The organism is Klebsiella sp. KE9456 (genome assembly GCF_043832615.1).
Classification (GTDB): Bacteria; Pseudomonadota; Gammaproteobacteria; order Enterobacterales; family Enterobacteriaceae; genus Klebsiella; species Klebsiella indica.
In genome coordinates this window covers 1-17,270 of the sequence record NZ_JBDYQK010000026.1, presented here as the reverse complement: position 1 = coordinate 17,270, position 17,270 = coordinate 1, and the positions used below count along the sequence as shown (strand labels likewise).

Sequence of the window (17,270 nt, the reverse complement as noted above, 5' to 3'; positions counted from 1 at the left end):
CGCACTATGAGTCAGAAAAATTTTGTTGAACTGCGCAACGTCACCAAACGATTCGGCAGCAACACGGTTATCGATAATATCAATCTCACTATCCCGCAGGGGCAAATGGTGACGCTGCTCGGCCCTTCCGGCTGCGGCAAAACGACCATTTTGCGTCTGGTGGCCGGGCTGGAAAAACCGAGCGAAGGACAGATTTTCATTGATGGCGAAGACGTTACCCATCGCTCTATTCAGCAGCGTGATATCTGTATGGTCTTTCAGTCTTATGCCCTGTTCCCGCACATGTCGCTGGGGGAAAACGTCGGCTACGGTCTGAAGATGCTTGGCGTGTCGCGCAGCGAAGTGAAAGCCCGTGTGCAAGAGGCGCTGGCGATGGTGGATCTGGAAGGATTCGAAGACCGCTATGTTGATCAGATCTCCGGCGGTCAGCAGCAGCGCGTGGCGCTGGCGCGCGCGCTGATCCTCAAGCCGAAGGTGCTGCTGTTTGATGAGCCATTAAGTAACCTCGACGCCAACCTGCGCCGCAGCATGCGCGACAAGATCCGCGAACTGCAAAAGCAGTTTGATATCACCTCGCTGTACGTCACCCACGATCAGAGCGAAGCCTTTGCGGTTTCCGATACCGTACTGGTGATGAACAAGGGGCATATTATGCAGATCGGTTCGCCGCAGGATCTCTACCGTCAACCTGCGTCACGCTTTATGGCGAGCTTTATGGGCGATGCCAACCTGTTCCCGGCGACGTTTAGTCAGGAGTATGTGGATATCTACGGCTACCGGCTGCCGCGCCCGGCGCACTTTGCCGCCCAGGGTTCCGGCACCGTTGGCGTGCGCCCGGAAGCGATTACCTTGAGCGATCGCGGCGAAGAGAGCCAGCGCTGTGTGATTCAACATGTCGCCTATATGGGGCCGCAGTATGAGGTGACGGTGGCGTGGCACGGACAGGAGATTTTATTGCAGGTTAACGCCACCCGATTGCAGCCGGACGTGGGGGAAAATTATTACCTCGAAATCCACCCGTACGGGATGTTTGTTTTAGCAGACGCAGTGTAATTGATGCCGGGTGGAGCGACGCTTACCCGGCCTGCGGTTCGTGCACGTTGCAGGCCGGGTAAGGATCAGCCGCCCCCCGGCACACACTCAACGTTGCGCGTTCAATTCAGCAATATCCTTCGGCGTCGTCCGGCAGCAGCCGCCAATCAGCTTCGCACCCGCCGCCAGCCACTGCGGTAAATACTCCGCCAGCGTGGCGCACGCTTCGCCGTGATGATGCCATGTTTTGCTTACCGCATCGTACCGCTCGCCCGAATTGGGATAAACCACCAGCGGCAGCGCGGTCAGCCCGTGCAAATGCTGCAATGCGGCGGTGACGTTTTCCTGCGCGATACAGTTTACGCCAGTCGCCACAACCTGCGGGCAGGCGTTGAGAAACGCCGCCACGTCACGCAGCGGCGTACCGTCGCTCAGATGCTCGCTGTCGCGCAACGTAAACGAAAACCATGCCCGCGCCCGTGGATATTCGGTTAACAACTCAGCCAGCGCTTTAATCTCAATAAAATTCGGCAGCGTTTCGCAGGCCAGCAGGTCAACGCCCGCATCCAGCAGCGCTTCCACACGCGGGCGATGAAAAGCCCAGAACGTTTCGGGAGTACATACGTAATCCCCGCGATATTCCGCACCGTCGGCCAGATACGCGCCATATGGCCCGATGGAACCCGCCACCAGCAGCGTGCCCGCCTGCGGGTTCTCAGCCAGATACGCTTCCCGCGCTTTGCGTGCCAGTTCGACGCTCTTGCCAATCAGCGCTTTCGACTGCGCTTCGTTAAACCCACGGGCGGCAAAGCCCGCCGGGGTTGCCTGGTAGCTGGCGGTAATCGCTACCTGCGCGCCAGCGCGGAAATAGTCGAGGTGGACTTCGCGAATAAGCTCCGGGTTTTCAACCAGGACTTTCGCCGACCACAGGCTGTCGGCTAAATCGCAGCCGCGCGCTTCCAGCTCCGTCGCCATCGCGCCATCCAGCAGGATAAAGGGCTGTACGTTAAGGATGGCGGTTAACGGATTATTCTGCGACATGTTGAGGCTCCTGGGTGAGTTTCCGTAAACGGGTCAGATAATACGCACCATAACACACTGCCACAAACGGGATCCCACACCACAGCGCAATCCTCTGACTCGGATCAAACGCCAGGCCAATACAGGCCACCAGGCAAAGCACAAATCCCAGTACTGCTACCAACGGATATCGCAACGAACGAGAAAGTAAAGAGATCGCCAGGATGTATAAAGTTAAAAAGATTCTGGCACCATCATTCGTGGGAAATGCTACATTTGCGGGCAATTGCACCATCATGAACTCCTCTCCACGTGCAATCTGCCCCTTTTTGGATCGTCTGCCAACGAAATACGCATATTTATTGTTGTTATAACCTGGCACTCTCCTTGCACTCATCAGATATCTGAAATGTCAGGCTCATCAGGCGTAATTGTTGTAAGCAGTTTGGGCATGGACAGCACGCAGAAACCGGGGCGTACGCATCGTACATGAGGATTGACTCGCTGATTTTTCCTTACGGATCGCTCACCAGGGCGTTCTTGAGCGCAGCCCGGATATAAACAAACAAATACAAATAAAACAACGTGATGAGCCGGGTTTCTTTATCTGGCGAGGCATCAAATATGACAACACAAACCACAACACTAAAAAGAACGCTCGGCAGTTTCCGCTTATGGGGAATCGCCGTTGGGCTGGTTATTTCCGGGGAGTATTTTGGCTGGAGCTACGGTTGGTCTCAGGCGGGAACACTGGGCTTTATGATCGTCGCGCTGGCGATCGCCGCCATGTACTGCGCCTTTATTTTTAGCTTTACCGAACTGACGACCGCCATCCCGCACGCAGGCGGGCCTTTTGCTTACGCCTACCGCGCCTTTGGCCCGACCGGCGGTTTTATTGCCGGGTTCGCGACCCTGATTGAATTTGTCTTTGCCCCGCCCGCCATTGCCATGGCCATCGGCGCCTACCTTAACGTGCAGTTTCCGGCGCTGGACCCCAAATGGGTCGCCTGCGGCGCCTACATTATCTTTATGACGCTGAATATTCTCGGTGTTGGTATCGCCGCCACCTTTGAGCTGGTGGTCACCCTGCTGGCGATCTTCGAGCTGCTGGTATTTATGGGCGTCGTCGCGCCGGGCTTCTCCTGGAGCCACTTTACCGCTAACGGCTGGGCGGGCGCGGAGAGCTTCAGCGGTCTGGCGTTGCCAGGCATGTTTGCCGCAATCCCGTTTGCGATCTGGTTCTTTCTGGCCATTGAAGGGGCATCAATGGCCGCCGAAGAAGCCAAAGATCCGCAGCGTACCATTCCCCGCGCGCTGGGCGGCGGTATTCTGACCCTGACCGTACTGGCGATTGGCGTGATGGTCTTTGCCGGCGGCGTCGGCGACTGGAGAGCGCTGGCAAATATTAACGACCCGCTGCCGCAGGCGATGAAAATAGTGGTTGGCAACAGCAGCGGCTGGCTGCATATGCTGGTATGGCTGGGACTGTTTGGTCTGGTGGCGTCTTTCCACGGTATTATTATGGGCTACTCGCGGCAGATATACTCCCTGGCGCGCGCGGGCTATCTGCCAGCGAGCCTGGCAACGATTAATCGCCGCACCCGTACTCCGCATCTGGCGATCCTCGCCGGAGGCGTCATTGGTATCGCCGCTATTTTCTCCGATTCATTGATAACCATCAGCGGAATGCCGCTGACCGCCTGCATCGTCACCATGTCGGTATTTGGCGCGATTGTTATGTATATCATCTCAATGGCGGCGCTGTTTAAACTGCGCCGCAGCGAACCGAAGCTCATTCGACCGTTCCGCGCGCCGCTCTATCCGTGGGCCCCTGCCTTTGCGCTGGCGATGGCGGTTCTTTGTCTGGTGGCGATGGTCTGGTACAACACCCTGCTGGCGCTGATTTTCGCCGCCATGATGCTCGGCGGCTATCTGTGGTTCCGCAAGACCGCCGCAGCCCGCGAGCGTGCGGCAGCGGACCCGCAGTTACGTACGGTCTCCTGAGGAGTTGAGGCATGTATAAAACCACGCTATCGGGCCAGGTATGGCATTTTGATAGTCTGAAAACATTGCTGGCGAAAGCCTCCCCGGCGCGTTCTGGCGACGCGCTGGCGGGCGTTATCGCCGACTCTGCCGAAGAACGAATGGCGGCCAAAATGGCGCTGGCGGACGTTCCGTTAACGGAAATTCTTGATAATCCGTTGATTCCCTACGAGCAGGATGAAGTGACCCGACTGATACTCGATACTCACGACGCCAGCGGTTTTGCGGCGATTCGTCACCTGACGGTAGGCGATTTTCGCGACTGGCTGCTCGACGACGCCACCGACGAGTCGGCACTGGGCCAGGTCGCGAGGGCGATAACGCCGGAGATGGCGGCGGCGGTTAGCAAGCTGATGCGCAATCAGGATTTGATCCTGGCTGCCAGTAAATGCCGGGTTATCACCCGATTTCGCAATACCATCGGCCTGCCGGGGCGCCTCAGCGTGCGCCTGCAGCCAAATCACCCGACCGATGATATGAAAGGCATCGCCGCCAGTATGCTCGACGGACTGTTATACGGCGCCGGAGATGCGGTGATCGGCATCAACCCGGCCAGCGATAGCCTGCCAGTGCTGGCGCAGCTTAACCATATGCTGGACGATATTATCCAGCGCTTCGCGATCCCGACCCAGTCATGCATTTTGACTCATGTCACCAATACCTTGCAGTTGATTGAGCGTGACGTCCCGGTGGATCTGGTGTTTCAGTCAGTGGCCGGAACCGAAGCCGCCAACAGCGGTTTCGGCATCAATCTGGCGCTACTTCAGGAAGCCAGAGAAGCCGCCCTCAGCCTTAACCGCGGCACGATCGGCAACAATGTGATGTATTTTGAAACGGGCCAGGGCAGCGCCCTATCCGCCAATGCGCATCACGGCGTTGACCAGCAGACCTGCGAGGCCCGCGCTTACGCCGTCGCCCGCCACTTCGAGCCGCTGCTGGTCAATACGGTGGTTGGCTTTATCGGTCCGGAATATCTGTATGACGGTAAACAAATTATCCGCGCCGGGCTGGAAGATCATTTCTGCGGCAAGCTGATGGGCCTGCCTATCGGTTGCGACGTCTGCTATACCAATCACGCCGAAGCCGATCAGGATGATATGGATACCCTGCTGACGCTGCTGTGCGCCGCCGGGCTAACCTTTCTGATCGGCGTACCGGGGGCTGACGATATTATGCTCAACTATCAAAGCACCTCCTTTCACGATGCGCTATACGCTCGCCGTCTGCTGGGTTTAAAGCACGCGCCTGAGTTCGCTGACTGGCTAACCAGGATGCAAATTATCGATCCGCACGGCGCGCTGCGCCTGACCGACGCGCGTCATCCGCTGCTTTCCGTCCTGCCGCAAGGAGAACCGGTATGAATCCTCTCGACGCATGGAGCCCATTGCGTGAATTTACCGATGCGCGGATTGCGCTGGGCCGTAGCGGCGCCAGTCTGCCAACCCGTGAAGTGCTGAATTTCGGCCTCGCGCACGCCCGCGCGCGCGACGCGATTCACCGGCCCTTCGTCAGTGAACAACTGGAACAACCGCTGGCCGATTTGGGGCTCTCATCGCTGACCGTCCACAGTGCCGCCAGCGATCGTCATGTCTACCTGAATCGCCCGGATCTTGGACGACGTCTGAACGAAAAGAGCCGCGCCGATCTGGCCGCCAGCGGCGTGCGTCCGGCCGATCTGCTGCTGGTGATCGGCGACGGGCTGTCGTCATACGCCGTGCATCGTCAGGCCGTGCCGCTAATCCGCGCTCTGCTTCCTTACCTGAAAACGCTAGGCCTGAGCCTCGCGCCGGTGGTGCTTGCGCACCAGTCGCGGGTGGCGCTGGGCGATGATATTGGCGAAACGCTGAAGGCCAAAGCGGTCGCGATTTTGATTGGCGAACGGCCGGGTCTCTCTTCGCCGGACAGTCTCGGGGTTTATTTAACCTGGCAGCCGCATCGTCAGCGGCTGGAGTCGGAGCGCAACTGTATTTCCAATATTCGCCCGGAAGGGCTGAGCTACGAAGCGGCGGCATTTAAGCTGGCGTGGCTGCTGGAGCAGGCATTCTTACGACGACTGACCGGCGTGCGCCTGAAAGATGAAAGTGATAATCCGGCGCTGCATGGTAAAATAAAGCCGCTGGGCAATATCGATAATAAATAACAAGGAAATGAGAGTTCTGCTTTATTATTAATCAAGACAGATAAAATTTATTTATACTCTAAATAATTCGAGTTGCAGGAAGGCGGCAAGAGAGCAAATCCCCAGGAACATAGATAGCTATATGACTGGGGTGAGCGAGCGCAGCCAACACACATGCAACTTGAAGTATGACGAGTATATATTCGTCATACTTCAAATGACAGGTGTATTGGCTTCAGAGTGACTCTGCTCATTCATAAGGCCCGCCCTTAGCGGCCACTACTTTTCAGCGTTCATAACGGATAACCGTTTTGTTCTGGCAATTGAATTAGAGCCTATCCCACCAGGCGTTATTGGCGCAGACAGTTTGAACACGGCCAGCGCGGAAGAACCGGAGCGTACACGTAGTACGTGAGGATTCTGAGCACTGCCCTGGTTCAAAATGACAAGCAAAATAGCTCTAATGGGATAGGTTCTTAATTAGGATATAAGAATATTGCATGAGTAAAAGTGAAACAATCGTTGTAAGGTAAAGTTGCGCATTAAATATGCCCGTGATACTTCAGGTTGCATGTGCATTGACTGTGTTCATGCAGTCCAAATTATTGAGAGTATATTTCGTTATCTATTCAAAATAACAGCCAATAATTCGCCAGATTAACTGGAGAATTATTCTCAATGTTATGCAGTCATTGATGGTTACACATAAATAATCGATTGACCGAGGGTGAGGTAGCAATGAAAAAATTTTCCGGAAAAGCATCTTTAATGGCCACATTGGTTGCCGCGTTGATCGGTGCGAGTAGCGCGCAGGCGGCGGAAATTAAAATCGGCGTGGTATTACCGTTAAGCGGCGCGCTGAGCGGTTACGGGCAACCGTCACAAAAAGGACTGGATATCATTCAGGGCATTACCCCAACATTAAAAAATGGCGACACCATCAAGCTTATCGTCATTGACGATAAGAGCGACAAGGTTGAAGCAGCTAACGCCATGCAGCGCCTGGTCTCCAGTGATAAGGTCGATGCGGTGATCGGCGAAGTCACCTCCTCCAATACCCTGGCGATGACTAAAATCGCTGACGACAGCAAAACGCCGCTGGTCTCCTCGACGGCCACTAACGATCGCGTCACCCGCAACCACCCTTACGTCAGCCGGGTCTGCTTTTCCGATAGTTTCCAGGGCGTGGTTGGCGCGAACCTCGCTTCCCGCGACCTGAAAGCCAAAACCGCCGCCATCGTCTTTGATAGCAGCAACGATTACTCCGTCGGCCTGGCGAAAGCCTTCCGCACGCAGTTTCTGAAAAACGGCGGCACCATTCCTATCGAAGTTCAGGCACCGGGCGGCAGCAAAGACTTTAAAGCGCAGTTATCCAGCGTGAAGGCAAAAAACGTCGACATGATTTATATGCCGATTTACTACACCGAAGGGGCGCTGATCGCCGTTCAGGCTAAACAGCTGGGGCTGAAAAAACCGGTGGTCGGCGGCGACGGACTGGCGGCGGACCCGGTCTTTTTTGAGGTCGGCAAAGATGCGGTCAACGGCTATATGACTACCGATTACTACTCGCCAAATGCCAAAGAACAAACGCCGGAGGGCGAAGCGTTCATCAAAGCCTGGGAAGCCAAATACCACCAGCCGACCCATACCTGGGGCGCGATGGCGGCGGACGCATATAACGTCATTATCAACGCGATGAACCAGTGCAGCGATCCGCACGACCGGGTTTGCGTTAACCAAAAAATTCGCGCCACCAAGGACTACCAGGGCGTGACCGGCACATTGACTTTACAAAACGGCGACGCCATCCGCAGCGCGGTCATCAATGAAGTAAAAGATGGCAAGCTGGTGTTCCGTAGCGTGGTAAATCCGTAAGCCGTTATAAGGGATAACAGATGGACAGTGCCATTTTTCTCCAGCAAGTGGTCAACGGAATGAGCCTCGGGGGCATGTACGCCCTGATTGCCATCGGTTATACGATGGTTTATGGGGTGCTGCGCCTGATCAACTTCGCTCATGCGGACGTGATGATGGTCGGGGCGTTTACCACTCTGTTTTTATTTTCTTCTGTTGGGCTACCCTTCGGGGTAGCTATTTTGCTGACTCTGGCGCTATGCGGCCTGTTCGGGATGCTTATCGACCGGGTGGCCTACCGCCCGCTGCGTCAGGCATCAAAAATCTCTCTGCTGATCACCGCCATCGGTGTCAGCTTCTTCCTTGAGAATCTGTTCAACGTGCTGTTTGGCGGGAGTTCACGCTTCTTTTCATCACCTGATTTTTTCAACAATACCCGCACTTTTGGCCACGTCGTTATCACCAATGTGGCGTGGATCGTGCCGCTGATTACCGTGCTGCTACTGCTGGCTATCCTCTGGCTGTTGTACCGCACCCGCTACGGCATGGCGATCCGCGCGGTGGCTTTCGATGTCAATACCGTGCGCCTGATGGGCATTGACGCCAACCGCATTATCTCGCTGGTGTTTGCTCTCGGCAGCAGCCTCGCGGCGCTGGGAGGCGTATTCTACTCCATCAGCTATCCCACCATTGACCCATTGATGGGCGTGCTGATTGGCCTGAAAGCCTTCGCCGCTGCGGTTCTCGGCGGGATAGGCAGCGTCACGGGCGCGGTACTCGGCGGTTTTATTCTCGGCTTTACCGAAGTGGTGGCGGTCGCCCTGTTTCCCGAACTTGGCGGCTACAAAGACGCCTTCGCCTTTATGTTTTTGATTCTGGTCCTCTTGTTCCGCCCGGTTGGCATTATGGGCGATGAACGTCTGGAAAGGAGCCGTTTCTGATGCTCAACGCTACAACTACCGCCGGGGCGCAAATGCGCAACCTGGTCATTATTGTTATCTGCGTCGCGCTGCTGGCCGGGATCAACGTGGTATTCAATGACTACATTATTCGCGTCATCAGCACGATTTTTATCTTTATGATCCTCGCGGTCAGCTACAACCTGATCAACGGCGTGACCGGGCAGCTGTCGCTGGAGCCCAACGGATTTGTGGCGGTTGGCGCCTACGTGACGGCCCTGTTGATCCTCTCCGGCGACAGCAAGCTGGATATGTTTGAAATGGCCGCGCCCAGTCCGTGGATCCTCGAACTGCACGCCAGTTTTCTGCCCGCGTTGCTCATTAGCGGCTTGTGCGCCGCCGCGCTGGCGGTGTGCCTCGCTTTCCCTGTCTTCCGCGTGCGCGGCGACTATCTGGCGATTGTGACCCTCGGCTTCGGCTTTATCATCAAGATCCTCGCCATCAACAATCCGCAAATCACCAACGGTGCGATTGGTCTCAACGATATTCCTCAACAGCCGCATCTGCTGTTCTGGTGCGGGCTGTTCGCCCTGGTCGCTACCGGGATGATCCTGCAACTGGTGTGGTCGAAATATGGACGGATGATGAAAGCGGTACGCGACGATGAAGATGCCGCTATTGCCATGGGGGTGAATACGTTTCGTATTAAAACCTGCGCTTTCGCCACCAGCGCTTTCTTTGAAGGGATCGGCGGTGGCCTGCTGGCATCGCTGCTGACCACCATCTCCCCAGGTCTGTTCGACTTTATGCTCACCTTCCAGCTGCTAATTATTATCGTGCTCGGCGGGCTGGGCAGCACCACCGGCGCACTGCTCGGCACCGTGCTGGTGGTCGGTAGCGGGGAGTGGCTGCGTTTTCTCGATCAGCCGCTGCAGTTCTTCGGCCATGACTTCGGCTCATATCCGGGCCTGCGAATGGTGGTGTTCTCGCTGCTGCTGCTGATCATCATGCTGTTCGCCCGTGAAGGCCTGCTGGGCAAAAAAGAGATTTGGCAAGTGAGCAAAAGGAGTCGCGACCATGGCGCAAAATAAGGTCATTTTGCAGGTGCAGGACGTCACGATGCAATTCGGCGGATTGCGGGCCATCGACAATGTCAGTTTCCATGTTGACGAAGCGGAAATTTTTGGCCTGATTGGCCCTAACGGCGCGGGCAAAACCACGATGTTCAACGTCATTACCGCTAACTACAAGCCGACCAGCGGCAGCGTGACGCTCGCGGGAAAATCGTTGAAGAAACTAAAGCCGAATCAGGTGGTCAACGCCGGAATTGCCCGTACCTTTCAGAATATCCGCCTGTTCAACTCGATGACGGTATTAGAAAACGTGATGGTCGGCCTCGATAGCGCCAGCCGCTATTCGCTGCTGGAAGCGGCGCTGCATATTGGCCGTTATTTCCCCGCCGAACGGGCGGCGAAAGCCAAAGCGATGGCGATTCTGGAAGATATTGGCATTGCTCATTTTGCCGATATGCAGGCGACCAATCTCAGCTACGGTAACCAGCGTAAGGTGGAGATTGCCCGCGCGCTGGCGACATCACCAAAATTATTGCTGCTGGACGAACCCGCAGCCGGGATGAACCCGAAAGAGACCGAGGATCTGGCGGATTTGATTTTCCGCATGCGTAATGACTACCAGCTCAGCGTACTGTTAATCGAGCACGACATGCCGTTCGTCAACAAACTGTGCGAGCGGGTCATGGTGCTGGAGTACGGTAAACCGCTGTTTAGCGGTCTGATGACCGAGGCCATTCAACATCCTGATGTCATTTCCGCTTATCTGGGGGACGTTCGTTATGCTTAGCGCACGTGAGTTAAAAGTTTTTTACGGCGTGATTCAGGGGCTGAAAGGCATCGATATTGATATTTATGACCGGGAAATCGTCACCTTAATCGGCAGTAATGGCGCGGGGAAAACCTCAACCCTCAACGGTATCGTCAACCTGGTGCGCTCTACAGGACGGGTCAATTTTCTCAACGAGGATATTTCCCGCAGCCAGACGCACCAGATTGTGCGTCGGGGGCTGGCGCTTGTGCCCGAAGGGCGGCGCATCTTCACCAACCTGACCATTGAAGAAAACCTGCGCATGGGCGCCTACAATAATCTCGCCGGGTTTACCCGCTTGCGCGACCGGATGTACAGCCTGTTTCCCCGGCTAAAAGAGCGGCGCAATCAGATGGCGGGCACCATGAGCGGCGGCGAGCAGCAGATGCTGGCGATTGCCAGGGCATTGATGAGCGAACCGGTATTACTGATGCTGGACGAACCGAGCCTCGGTCTGGCGCCGAAAATTGTCGGGGAACTCTTCGCCACCATTAAGCAACTGCGGGAGGAGAATATTACGGTACTGCTGGTGGAGCAGAACGCCACGGCGGCGCTGACTATCGCCGATCGCGCCTATGTGCTGGAAAACGGGAAAATAATGCTCTCAGGCCCGGCACCGGAGGTGCTGGCAAACCCGGAAATTAAACGGATGTATCTCGGCGGATAGGGAAGCGAATGCGCGGTTCGTTTGCCTACATGAAGCTCGTTGTTGGGTTGGTTTTGACGCAATCGCGCATTGTTTCTCCCCCGCTGGCTGGCGACCGCGCTGAAGCGGCGGCATTTATCTCTTACGGACAAACCTCGATGTCGCTTTTAACGGCAGCGGCCGACAGATAAATCCGCTGATGGTCAGACAGAGACATTCAGGAGAGGATGACTAGTGGCGGATCTGCGCCAGATCGTCTTCCGTCAGGCCGGTCATTTTCATGACCGTATTGCGGTCGATGCCGTTCTGCAGCATGGTACGGGCAACTTCGAGTTTGCCTTTTTCAATACCGCGTTGTTCACCCAGTTGGATTCCCTGCTGGATTCCCTTCTCGATGCCCTTCTGTTCAAGTTGTTGTGCGATGGTCATGAGAACGTCTCCGTGTTGCGGCACACGCTGTGCCAGTTCGCGAACAAAGGCTTCGGCATCGGATGTTTCGCCTGCCTGTAATATATAGTGTACCAGCGATATCACCTGCGATGAAGAAAGATATCCGGCCAGTAAAATGGGCGCCAGCCGGTCGATCAGTTCAGCCAGGTCCCGCTGATGAATATGTTTCTGAAGCAGAGTCAGGGCGGCCATTCTGCGATGGCCTGCAATTTCATCATCCGGAATAACCGTCACATCAACCAGCGGGAAAGCACTGCTGTACAGTTTGCCTGCCAGCGCCGGAGCGTCAAATTCATCCAGCCATCGGGTTGAGTATGGATACGGGCTGCGCTTACCGGTATAGAACAGTATCGGTATTACCAGCGGCAGTTTCTTATGGCCTGCGTCAAGATGGCGCTGCATGGCGGCCACCGCATAACGGATCAGGCGAAAGGCCATATGTCTGTCGGGCGTCGACTGGTGTTCCACAAGTACGTGAATGTATCCATCGCCAGATGACGTTTTCAGGCTGTAGAGTACGTCACTGAAGTACTGTCGAAAGTCATCCTCGACGAACGAACCTGATTCCAGCTTCAGCGTGCTGAGATCGCAGATCGCGCGTAGTTCCGCTGGTAAGTGAATTTCCATGAAATCACGGGCCACATCCGGCTGTGTCAGGAACTGCCGGAACGTGGCATCGTGGGGGGTGGGTGTGCTGCTTTTCTTTTTCTTCATCATCATCCCTGGCTCTGAAAAATAACCCGTATGTGTTACCACTGCTGGTGCGGATCAATTGCTACTACGTAAAATCCCGATTGCCCGGCATTACGGTATAAACCGGAGCATTTAGATTCTGATGCCCTAATATGAAGAGTTTTCCGGCCGGCAAGGTTTACCCAAACCAATGCTTTTGGGCTCCGGGTCGTGCTCGACTCTGATATCAATGGCGTTTTGCGCCACCGACATCATCAGCTTCAGGCGGTTAAACTGATTGACTTCGCTGGCGCCAGGGTCGTAGTCAATAGCGAAAATATTGGCCGCCGGATACTTCTGCTTCAGGCTTTTGAGCACGCCACGCCCGGTAATGTGGTTTGGCAGGCAGCCGAAGGGCTGAACGCAGACGATATTATTGACCCCGGCGTCCAGAAGCTCCATCATTTCTGCCGTTAGCAGCCAGCCTTCGCCCGCCTGATTGCCCAGTGACACTACCTTTTCCGCCATTGCCGCCAGCTCGGCGATAGCCGGGGGCGCGCTGAAGCGCTGACTGCGGGTTAACGCCTTGTTTACCGACTTGCGCATCCATTGGATGGTGGATGTGGCCACCTGATTGCGCGCCATGCTGAGGAAATTCAGCCCATACTGGCGGTGGTCGTAGCGCGTGCCATAAGTGCAGGAAAGGAAAAAATCGAGCATATCGGGAACCACCGCCTCGCCGCCTTCCGCTTCAATCTGCGCGACCAGATCGTTATTAGCGCCGGGATGATACTTCACCAGAATTTCGCCAACGACGCCGACTCTCGGTTTTTGCGCCGGGCGCAGCGGGAGTTGGTCAAACCCGGCGACGATTTGCGCCACGTCGGCATTAAACTGCCCCATGCTGCCTTCAGCCGCAAGATTTTGCTTTACCCGCTGATTCCAGTATTCGTAGAGCTTTTGCGCCGAACCGGGCTCAGACTCATAGGGGCGCGTTCGCAGCAACGCTTTCATTAGCAGATCGCCGTAGATTATCGACATCACCGCCTTTTTCACCATCCGTAAGCTATAGCGAAAACCGGGATTATCTTCCAGTCCGGCGGCGCTGAGAGAAATGACCGGAACCTGCGGAAAGCCCGCGTCCTCCAGCGCTTTACGAATAAAAGCGATATAGTTGGTGGCCCGGCAGGCGCCGCCGGTCTGAGTGATAATAGCGGCGCTGGTATCCGGATCGTACTGCCCGCTGGTCAGCGCGTCGACAATTTGCCCGGTGACCAGCACACAAGGGTAGCAGGCATCGTTATTGACGTATTTTAACCCCTGCTCAATGGCCGATCGGGTCACGGTCGGCAGCACCTGCAGGCGATAGCCTTCGGCACGGAAAACAGCCTGAATCAGGTCAAAATGGATGGGGGCCATCTGCGGCGCCAGGATGGTGTGGGTGTCACGCATCGCTTCGGTAAAGGGCGCTCTTTTGTCCTGGTAAGACGTATCCGGGACGGTAACGCCGTGCCGTCGTCGGGCGGTCATCGCCGCCTTAAGCGAGCGAATGCGGATCCTGATCGCGCCCGGATTAGCGCCCTCATCAATTTTTATCAGGGTATACACCTTATTGGCGGCCTTTAACACCTCCTCCACCTGATCGGCAGTCAGGGCGTCAAGGCCGCAGCCGAATGAGGTGAGCTGCACCAGTTCCAGTTGCGGGCTGGCCGCCACGTAAGCCCCGGCAGCGTACAGGCGTGAGTGGTAAGCCCACTGGTCGACGACGCGTAGCGGGCGGCGTAGCAGCGACTCACCCAGATGCGCCACGCTGTCTTCCGTCAGCACCGCCATCCCCTCTTCAACGATGATGCGGTCAATGCCGTGGTGAATGCCCGGATCGACGTGATAGGGGCGACCGGCGAGCACAATGCCGGGTCGGTCGTTTTCCACCAGCCACTGAACCACCTCTTTTCCTTTATTGCGGATGTCCTGCCGCATTGCCTGTAGTTCCTGCCAGGCTTTTTGTACCGCCAGTTTGACCGCTTTACGGGTCAGTCCGAGCGCGTTGAATTCGTCAAACAGCACCTTTTCCACCGACGCGAGGTGGTTAAAGTTGATAAACGGGTTATGAAACGCAACCTCTCCCTGACTGATGGCGTCGATATTAGTGCGAATAACTTCCGAATAAGTGCTGACTACCGGGCAGTTGAAGTGATTGTCGCCGCCCGGTGTTTCCCGCCATTCATAGGTGACGGACGGGAAGAAGATGCGATCGACTTTACGCTCTATCAGATGCTCTATATGGCCGTGTACCAGTTTGGCCGGATAGCAGGCCGACTCGGAAGGGATCGTTTCGATTCCCTTTAAGTAAAGGCGTTCCGTTGACGGCGGCGACAGCACCACACGAAAGCCCAGTTGAGTGAAAAACGTGTGCCAGAAGGAATAATTTTCGAACTGGTTGAGCACGCGTGGAATACCGACCGTTCCCCGCGCCGCCTGTTCTTCAGGCAGTGCTTTATAGTTGAATACCCGCCTTTCTTTATATTCATACAGATTGGGCAGGCAGTCTGGCGCCACCTCGCTCCGGGCGCCTTTTTCACAACGGTTGCCTGAAACAAACTCCCGGCCATCTCTGAAGGTATTGATCGTCAGCATGCACTGGTTGTTGCATTTGCGGCAGCGTTCGCTGCTCTGTTCTACGTCGAACAAGGCCAGTTCGTCCGGCTGCAATAATTGGCTGGGGCTGCCGTCGCTGGCGCGGTCCCGCGCGATAAGCGCCGCGCCGTAGGCGCCCATTAGCCCGGCGATATCTACGCGGGTCACGTCTCTTTCAGTGAGGTTTTCAAACGCGCGCAGTACCGCCTCGTTGTAGAATGTGCCGCCCTGAACCATGATCTTTTGCGGCAGCATATCGAGCTGTTTAATCTTAATGACTTTATATAGCGCATTTTTGATAACGGAGTAGGAAAGTCCGGCGGAGATATCGGCGACGCTCGCCCCCTCTTTTTGCGCCTGTTTGACCTTCGAGTTCATAAATACGGTGCAACGGGAGCCTAAATCCACCGGCCGTCCGGCCAGCAGCGCCCGTTGCGAAAACTCGCTGACGGGAATATTCAGCGAACGAGCGAACATCTCAATAAACGAACCGCAGCCAGCAGAACAGGCCTCGTTCAGCAGAATGCTGTTAATGACGCCGTCACGAATATACAGGCACTTCATATCCTGACCGCCGATGTCCAGAATAAACTCTACGCCTGGCAAAAGCTGCTCTGCCGCACGGTAGTGGGCGACGGTTTCTACCTCGCCCACATCGGCGCGGAATGCGGCTTTAATCAGTTGTTCGCCGTAGCCGGTCGTCGCCGACCTGACGAGGGTGACTTCGGCGGGCAACCGACGATAGATGTCGCACAACACTTCGCGCACGACGTTGAGCGGATTGCCCCTGTTGTTGCCGTAGAAGTCATACAGCAACTCGCCCTTCTCGCCGATCAGAACGACTTTGGTGGTGGTTGACCCGGAATCGATGCCCAGCCAGACCTCTCCCCGATACTCTTCCAGTGCGATGCGCGCCACGTTGGCTCGGGCATGACGCGCGCGGAAGGCGTCAACGTCGGCCTGCGTCTGAAACAGCGGCGGCAGAAGATCGACCTCTTTAACAGTGCTCTTTCTGGCGTCGCGCAGCGTGTTAATTAGCTGGCTTATCGGGACCGCCGCCTCCTGTTTCTCCGCCAGCAGCGCGGCGCCGATGGCGACGAACAACTGAGGATTGTCCGGAAAGATAACCTGATGCTTTTTCAGCCTCAGCGTTTTAATAAACAGCTTTCTTAAATTATCAAGGAAATACAGCGGGCCGCCGAGAAAAGCGACGTTGCCTCTGATGGGCTTGCCGCAGGCCAGGCCGCTGATGGTTTGATTAACGATGGCCTGCAGGATTGATGCGGCGATATCCGACCTTGCCGCCCCCTGATTGATCAGCGGCTGGATATCGGTTTTAGCGAATACGCCGCAGCGCGAGGCGATGGGGTAAAGCGTTTGATAGTTGTTTGCCAGCTGATTCAACCCTGCCGCATCGGTTTCCAGCAGCGAAGCCATCTGGTCGATAAATGCGCCGGTGCCCCCGGCGCAGCTGTTATTCATCCGCTGATCGACGCAATGACGGTCAAAATAGGTGAGTTTGGCGTCTTCCCCGCCCAGTTCGATAGCCACATCGGTTTGCGGAATAAAGGTGGTGATGGTCTTCGAACTGGCGATAACTTCCTGCTCAAACGGGATGGAGAGCAGTTCAGACAGCGCCAGACCGCCCGAGCCGGTAATCACGGGAACAACGGTCAGTGCCGGAAAGGTTTCCTGTAGCTGCCCGAACAGAGCCAAAAGCGTTTGACGGATGTCGGCGTAGTGGCGCTGATAGGCGTGATGAATCAGTTGCCGCTGTCTGTCCAGCAGCACCAGTTTGACGGTGGTTGAACCAACGTCGATTCCTGCAAGATAGTCATTGGGCGCGGATAGCATGTTTATATCAATCCCTTTGAAAAAACATTCCTTATCTGTATTAGCTCAGACCTGATCTGACAGTTACCGGTTATTTATACAGGTATCTGTCAGATTACATCTGGCTTAAATTTTTCTCAGCCCAGATGCGTTTTCCATCAAGTAACGTTTCTATTGGCGTCCG

13 protein-coding genes and 2 pseudogenes are annotated in these 17,270 nt (G+C 55.7%); 10 read left to right on the top strand and 5 right to left on the bottom strand.

What is annotated here, in order from left to right; translation table 11 throughout:
• Positions 1-6 precede the first annotated feature (6 nt).
• Positions 7-1,053: a ferric ABC transporter ATP-binding protein gene (fbpC, locus tag ABK821_RS21450; protein ID WP_024130614.1), complete on the top strand. Its 1,047-nt coding sequence runs from the start codon at positions 7-9 to the stop codon at positions 1,051-1,053.
• A gap of 87 nt (positions 1,054-1,140) precedes the next feature.
• On the opposite strand, the gene mmuM is transcribed toward fbpC, so the two are convergent.
• Positions 1,141-2,073: a homocysteine S-methyltransferase gene (gene mmuM, locus ABK821_RS21445; protein ID WP_343178812.1), complete on the bottom strand. Its 933-nt coding sequence runs from the start codon at positions 2,071-2,073 to the stop codon at positions 1,141-1,143.
• Positions 2,060-2,242: pseudogene (locus ABK821_RS21440) on the bottom strand (S-methylmethionine permease); the annotation flags it as partial. The pseudogene ABK821_RS21440 and the gene mmuM, both read right to left, overlap by 14 nt.
• Positions 2,243-2,676: 434 nt before the next feature.
• Here ABK821_RS21440 and eat point away from each other — a divergent pair.
• The 3 genes from eat to eutC are packed head-to-tail and all read left to right on the top strand — an operon-like array spanning position 2,677 to position 6,235.
• Positions 2,677-4,056, top strand: a complete 1,380-nt coding sequence (eat, locus tag ABK821_RS21435) for an ethanolamine permease (RefSeq protein ID WP_138358281.1) — start codon at positions 2,677-2,679, stop codon at positions 4,054-4,056.
• An 11-nt stretch (positions 4,057-4,067) separates the two neighbouring features.
• Complete coding sequence (locus ABK821_RS21430) at positions 4,068-5,456, top strand: ethanolamine ammonia-lyase subunit EutB (protein ID WP_138358283.1); 1,389 nt, start codon at positions 4,068-4,070, stop codon at positions 5,454-5,456.
• The gene (gene eutC / locus ABK821_RS21425) at positions 5,453-6,235 is read left to right on the top strand and encodes an ethanolamine ammonia-lyase subunit EutC (RefSeq protein ID WP_343178813.1); all 783 of its coding nucleotides are present in this window, start codon (positions 5,453-5,455) and stop codon (positions 6,233-6,235) included. The genes ABK821_RS21430 and eutC overlap by 4 nt, the downstream gene beginning before the upstream one ends.
• 608 nt (positions 6,236-6,843) lie before the next feature.
• Here eutC and ABK821_RS21420 read toward each other — a convergent pair.
• Positions 6,844-6,990: pseudogene (locus tag ABK821_RS21420) on the bottom strand (hypothetical protein).
• On the opposite strand from ABK821_RS21420, the gene ABK821_RS21415 reads away from it, so the two are divergent.
• Genes ABK821_RS21415 through ABK821_RS21390 form a run of 6 tightly spaced genes read left to right on the top strand, consistent with a single transcriptional unit; the run spans position 6,983 to position 11,685 of the window.
• Positions 6,983-8,089, top strand: coding sequence for an ABC transporter substrate-binding protein (locus tag ABK821_RS21415; protein ID WP_171034791.1), 1,107 nt, complete (start codon positions 6,983-6,985; stop codon positions 8,087-8,089). The pseudogene ABK821_RS21420 and the gene ABK821_RS21415 sit on opposite strands and share 8 nt — an antisense overlap.
• A gap of 20 nt (positions 8,090-8,109) precedes the next feature.
• On the top strand, positions 8,110-9,009 hold the full coding sequence (locus ABK821_RS21410; protein WP_138358289.1) for a branched-chain amino acid ABC transporter permease: 900 nt from the start codon (positions 8,110-8,112) through the stop codon (positions 9,007-9,009).
• Positions 9,009-10,058: a branched-chain amino acid ABC transporter permease gene (locus ABK821_RS21405; protein ID WP_138358291.1), complete on the top strand. Its 1,050-nt coding sequence runs from the start codon at positions 9,009-9,011 to the stop codon at positions 10,056-10,058. The genes ABK821_RS21410 and ABK821_RS21405 overlap by 1 nt, the downstream gene beginning before the upstream one ends.
• Positions 10,045-10,827, top strand: coding sequence for an ABC transporter ATP-binding protein (locus ABK821_RS21400; RefSeq protein WP_138358293.1), 783 nt, complete (start codon positions 10,045-10,047; stop codon positions 10,825-10,827). The genes ABK821_RS21405 and ABK821_RS21400 overlap by 14 nt, the downstream gene beginning before the upstream one ends.
• Positions 10,820-11,515: an ABC transporter ATP-binding protein gene (locus ABK821_RS21395; RefSeq protein ID WP_138358295.1), complete on the top strand. Its 696-nt coding sequence runs from the start codon at positions 10,820-10,822 to the stop codon at positions 11,513-11,515. The genes ABK821_RS21400 and ABK821_RS21395 overlap by 8 nt, the downstream gene beginning before the upstream one ends.
• 8 nt (positions 11,516-11,523) lie before the next feature.
• Entirely contained in the window at positions 11,524-11,685 is a 162-nt protein-coding gene (locus ABK821_RS21390; protein ID WP_171034792.1) for a hypothetical protein, read from the top strand.
• 40 nt (positions 11,686-11,725) lie between these two features.
• Here ABK821_RS21390 and ABK821_RS21385 read toward each other — a convergent pair whose 3' ends face one another.
• The gene (locus ABK821_RS21385; RefSeq protein ID WP_308561350.1) at positions 11,726-12,658 is read right to left on the bottom strand and encodes an Rpn family recombination-promoting nuclease/putative transposase; all 933 of its coding nucleotides are present in this window, start codon (positions 12,656-12,658) and stop codon (positions 11,726-11,728) included.
• A 126-nt stretch (positions 12,659-12,784) separates the two neighbouring features.
• Positions 12,785-17,107, bottom strand: coding sequence for an acyl-CoA dehydratase activase-related protein (locus tag ABK821_RS21380; protein ID WP_343178814.1), 4,323 nt, complete (start codon positions 17,105-17,107; stop codon positions 12,785-12,787).
• Positions 17,108-17,270: the final 163 nt, after the last annotated feature.

Bases quoted from the DNA above. Each gene is read 5' to 3' on its own strand.
- fbpC (WP_024130614.1), top strand. From the start codon at position 7: ATGAGTCAGAAAAATTTTGTTGAACTGCGCAACGTCACCAAACGATTC.
- mmuM (WP_343178812.1), bottom strand. From the start codon at position 2,073: ATGTCGCAGAATAATCCGTTAACCGCCATCCTTAACGTACAGCCCTTT.
- eat (WP_138358281.1), top strand. From the start codon at position 2,677: ATGACAACACAAACCACAACACTAAAAAGAACGCTCGGCAGTTTCCGC.
- ABK821_RS21430 (WP_138358283.1), top strand. From the start codon at position 4,068: ATGTATAAAACCACGCTATCGGGCCAGGTATGGCATTTTGATAGTCTG.
- eutC (WP_343178813.1), top strand. From the start codon at position 5,453: ATGAATCCTCTCGACGCATGGAGCCCATTGCGTGAATTTACCGATGCG.
- ABK821_RS21415 (WP_171034791.1), top strand. From the start codon at position 6,983: ATGGCCACATTGGTTGCCGCGTTGATCGGTGCGAGTAGCGCGCAGGCG.
- ABK821_RS21410 (WP_138358289.1), top strand. From the start codon at position 8,110: ATGGACAGTGCCATTTTTCTCCAGCAAGTGGTCAACGGAATGAGCCTC.
- ABK821_RS21405 (WP_138358291.1), top strand. From the start codon at position 9,009: ATGCTCAACGCTACAACTACCGCCGGGGCGCAAATGCGCAACCTGGTC.
- ABK821_RS21400 (WP_138358293.1), top strand. From the start codon at position 10,045: ATGGCGCAAAATAAGGTCATTTTGCAGGTGCAGGACGTCACGATGCAA.
- ABK821_RS21395 (WP_138358295.1), top strand. From the start codon at position 10,820: ATGCTTAGCGCACGTGAGTTAAAAGTTTTTTACGGCGTGATTCAGGGG.
- ABK821_RS21390 (WP_171034792.1), top strand. From the start codon at position 11,524: ATGCGCGGTTCGTTTGCCTACATGAAGCTCGTTGTTGGGTTGGTTTTG.
- ABK821_RS21385 (WP_308561350.1), bottom strand. From the start codon at position 12,658: ATGAAGAAAAAGAAAAGCAGCACACCCACCCCCCACGATGCCACGTTC.
- ABK821_RS21380 (WP_343178814.1), bottom strand. From the start codon at position 17,107: ATGCTATCCGCGCCCAATGACTATCTTGCAGGAATCGACGTTGGTTCA.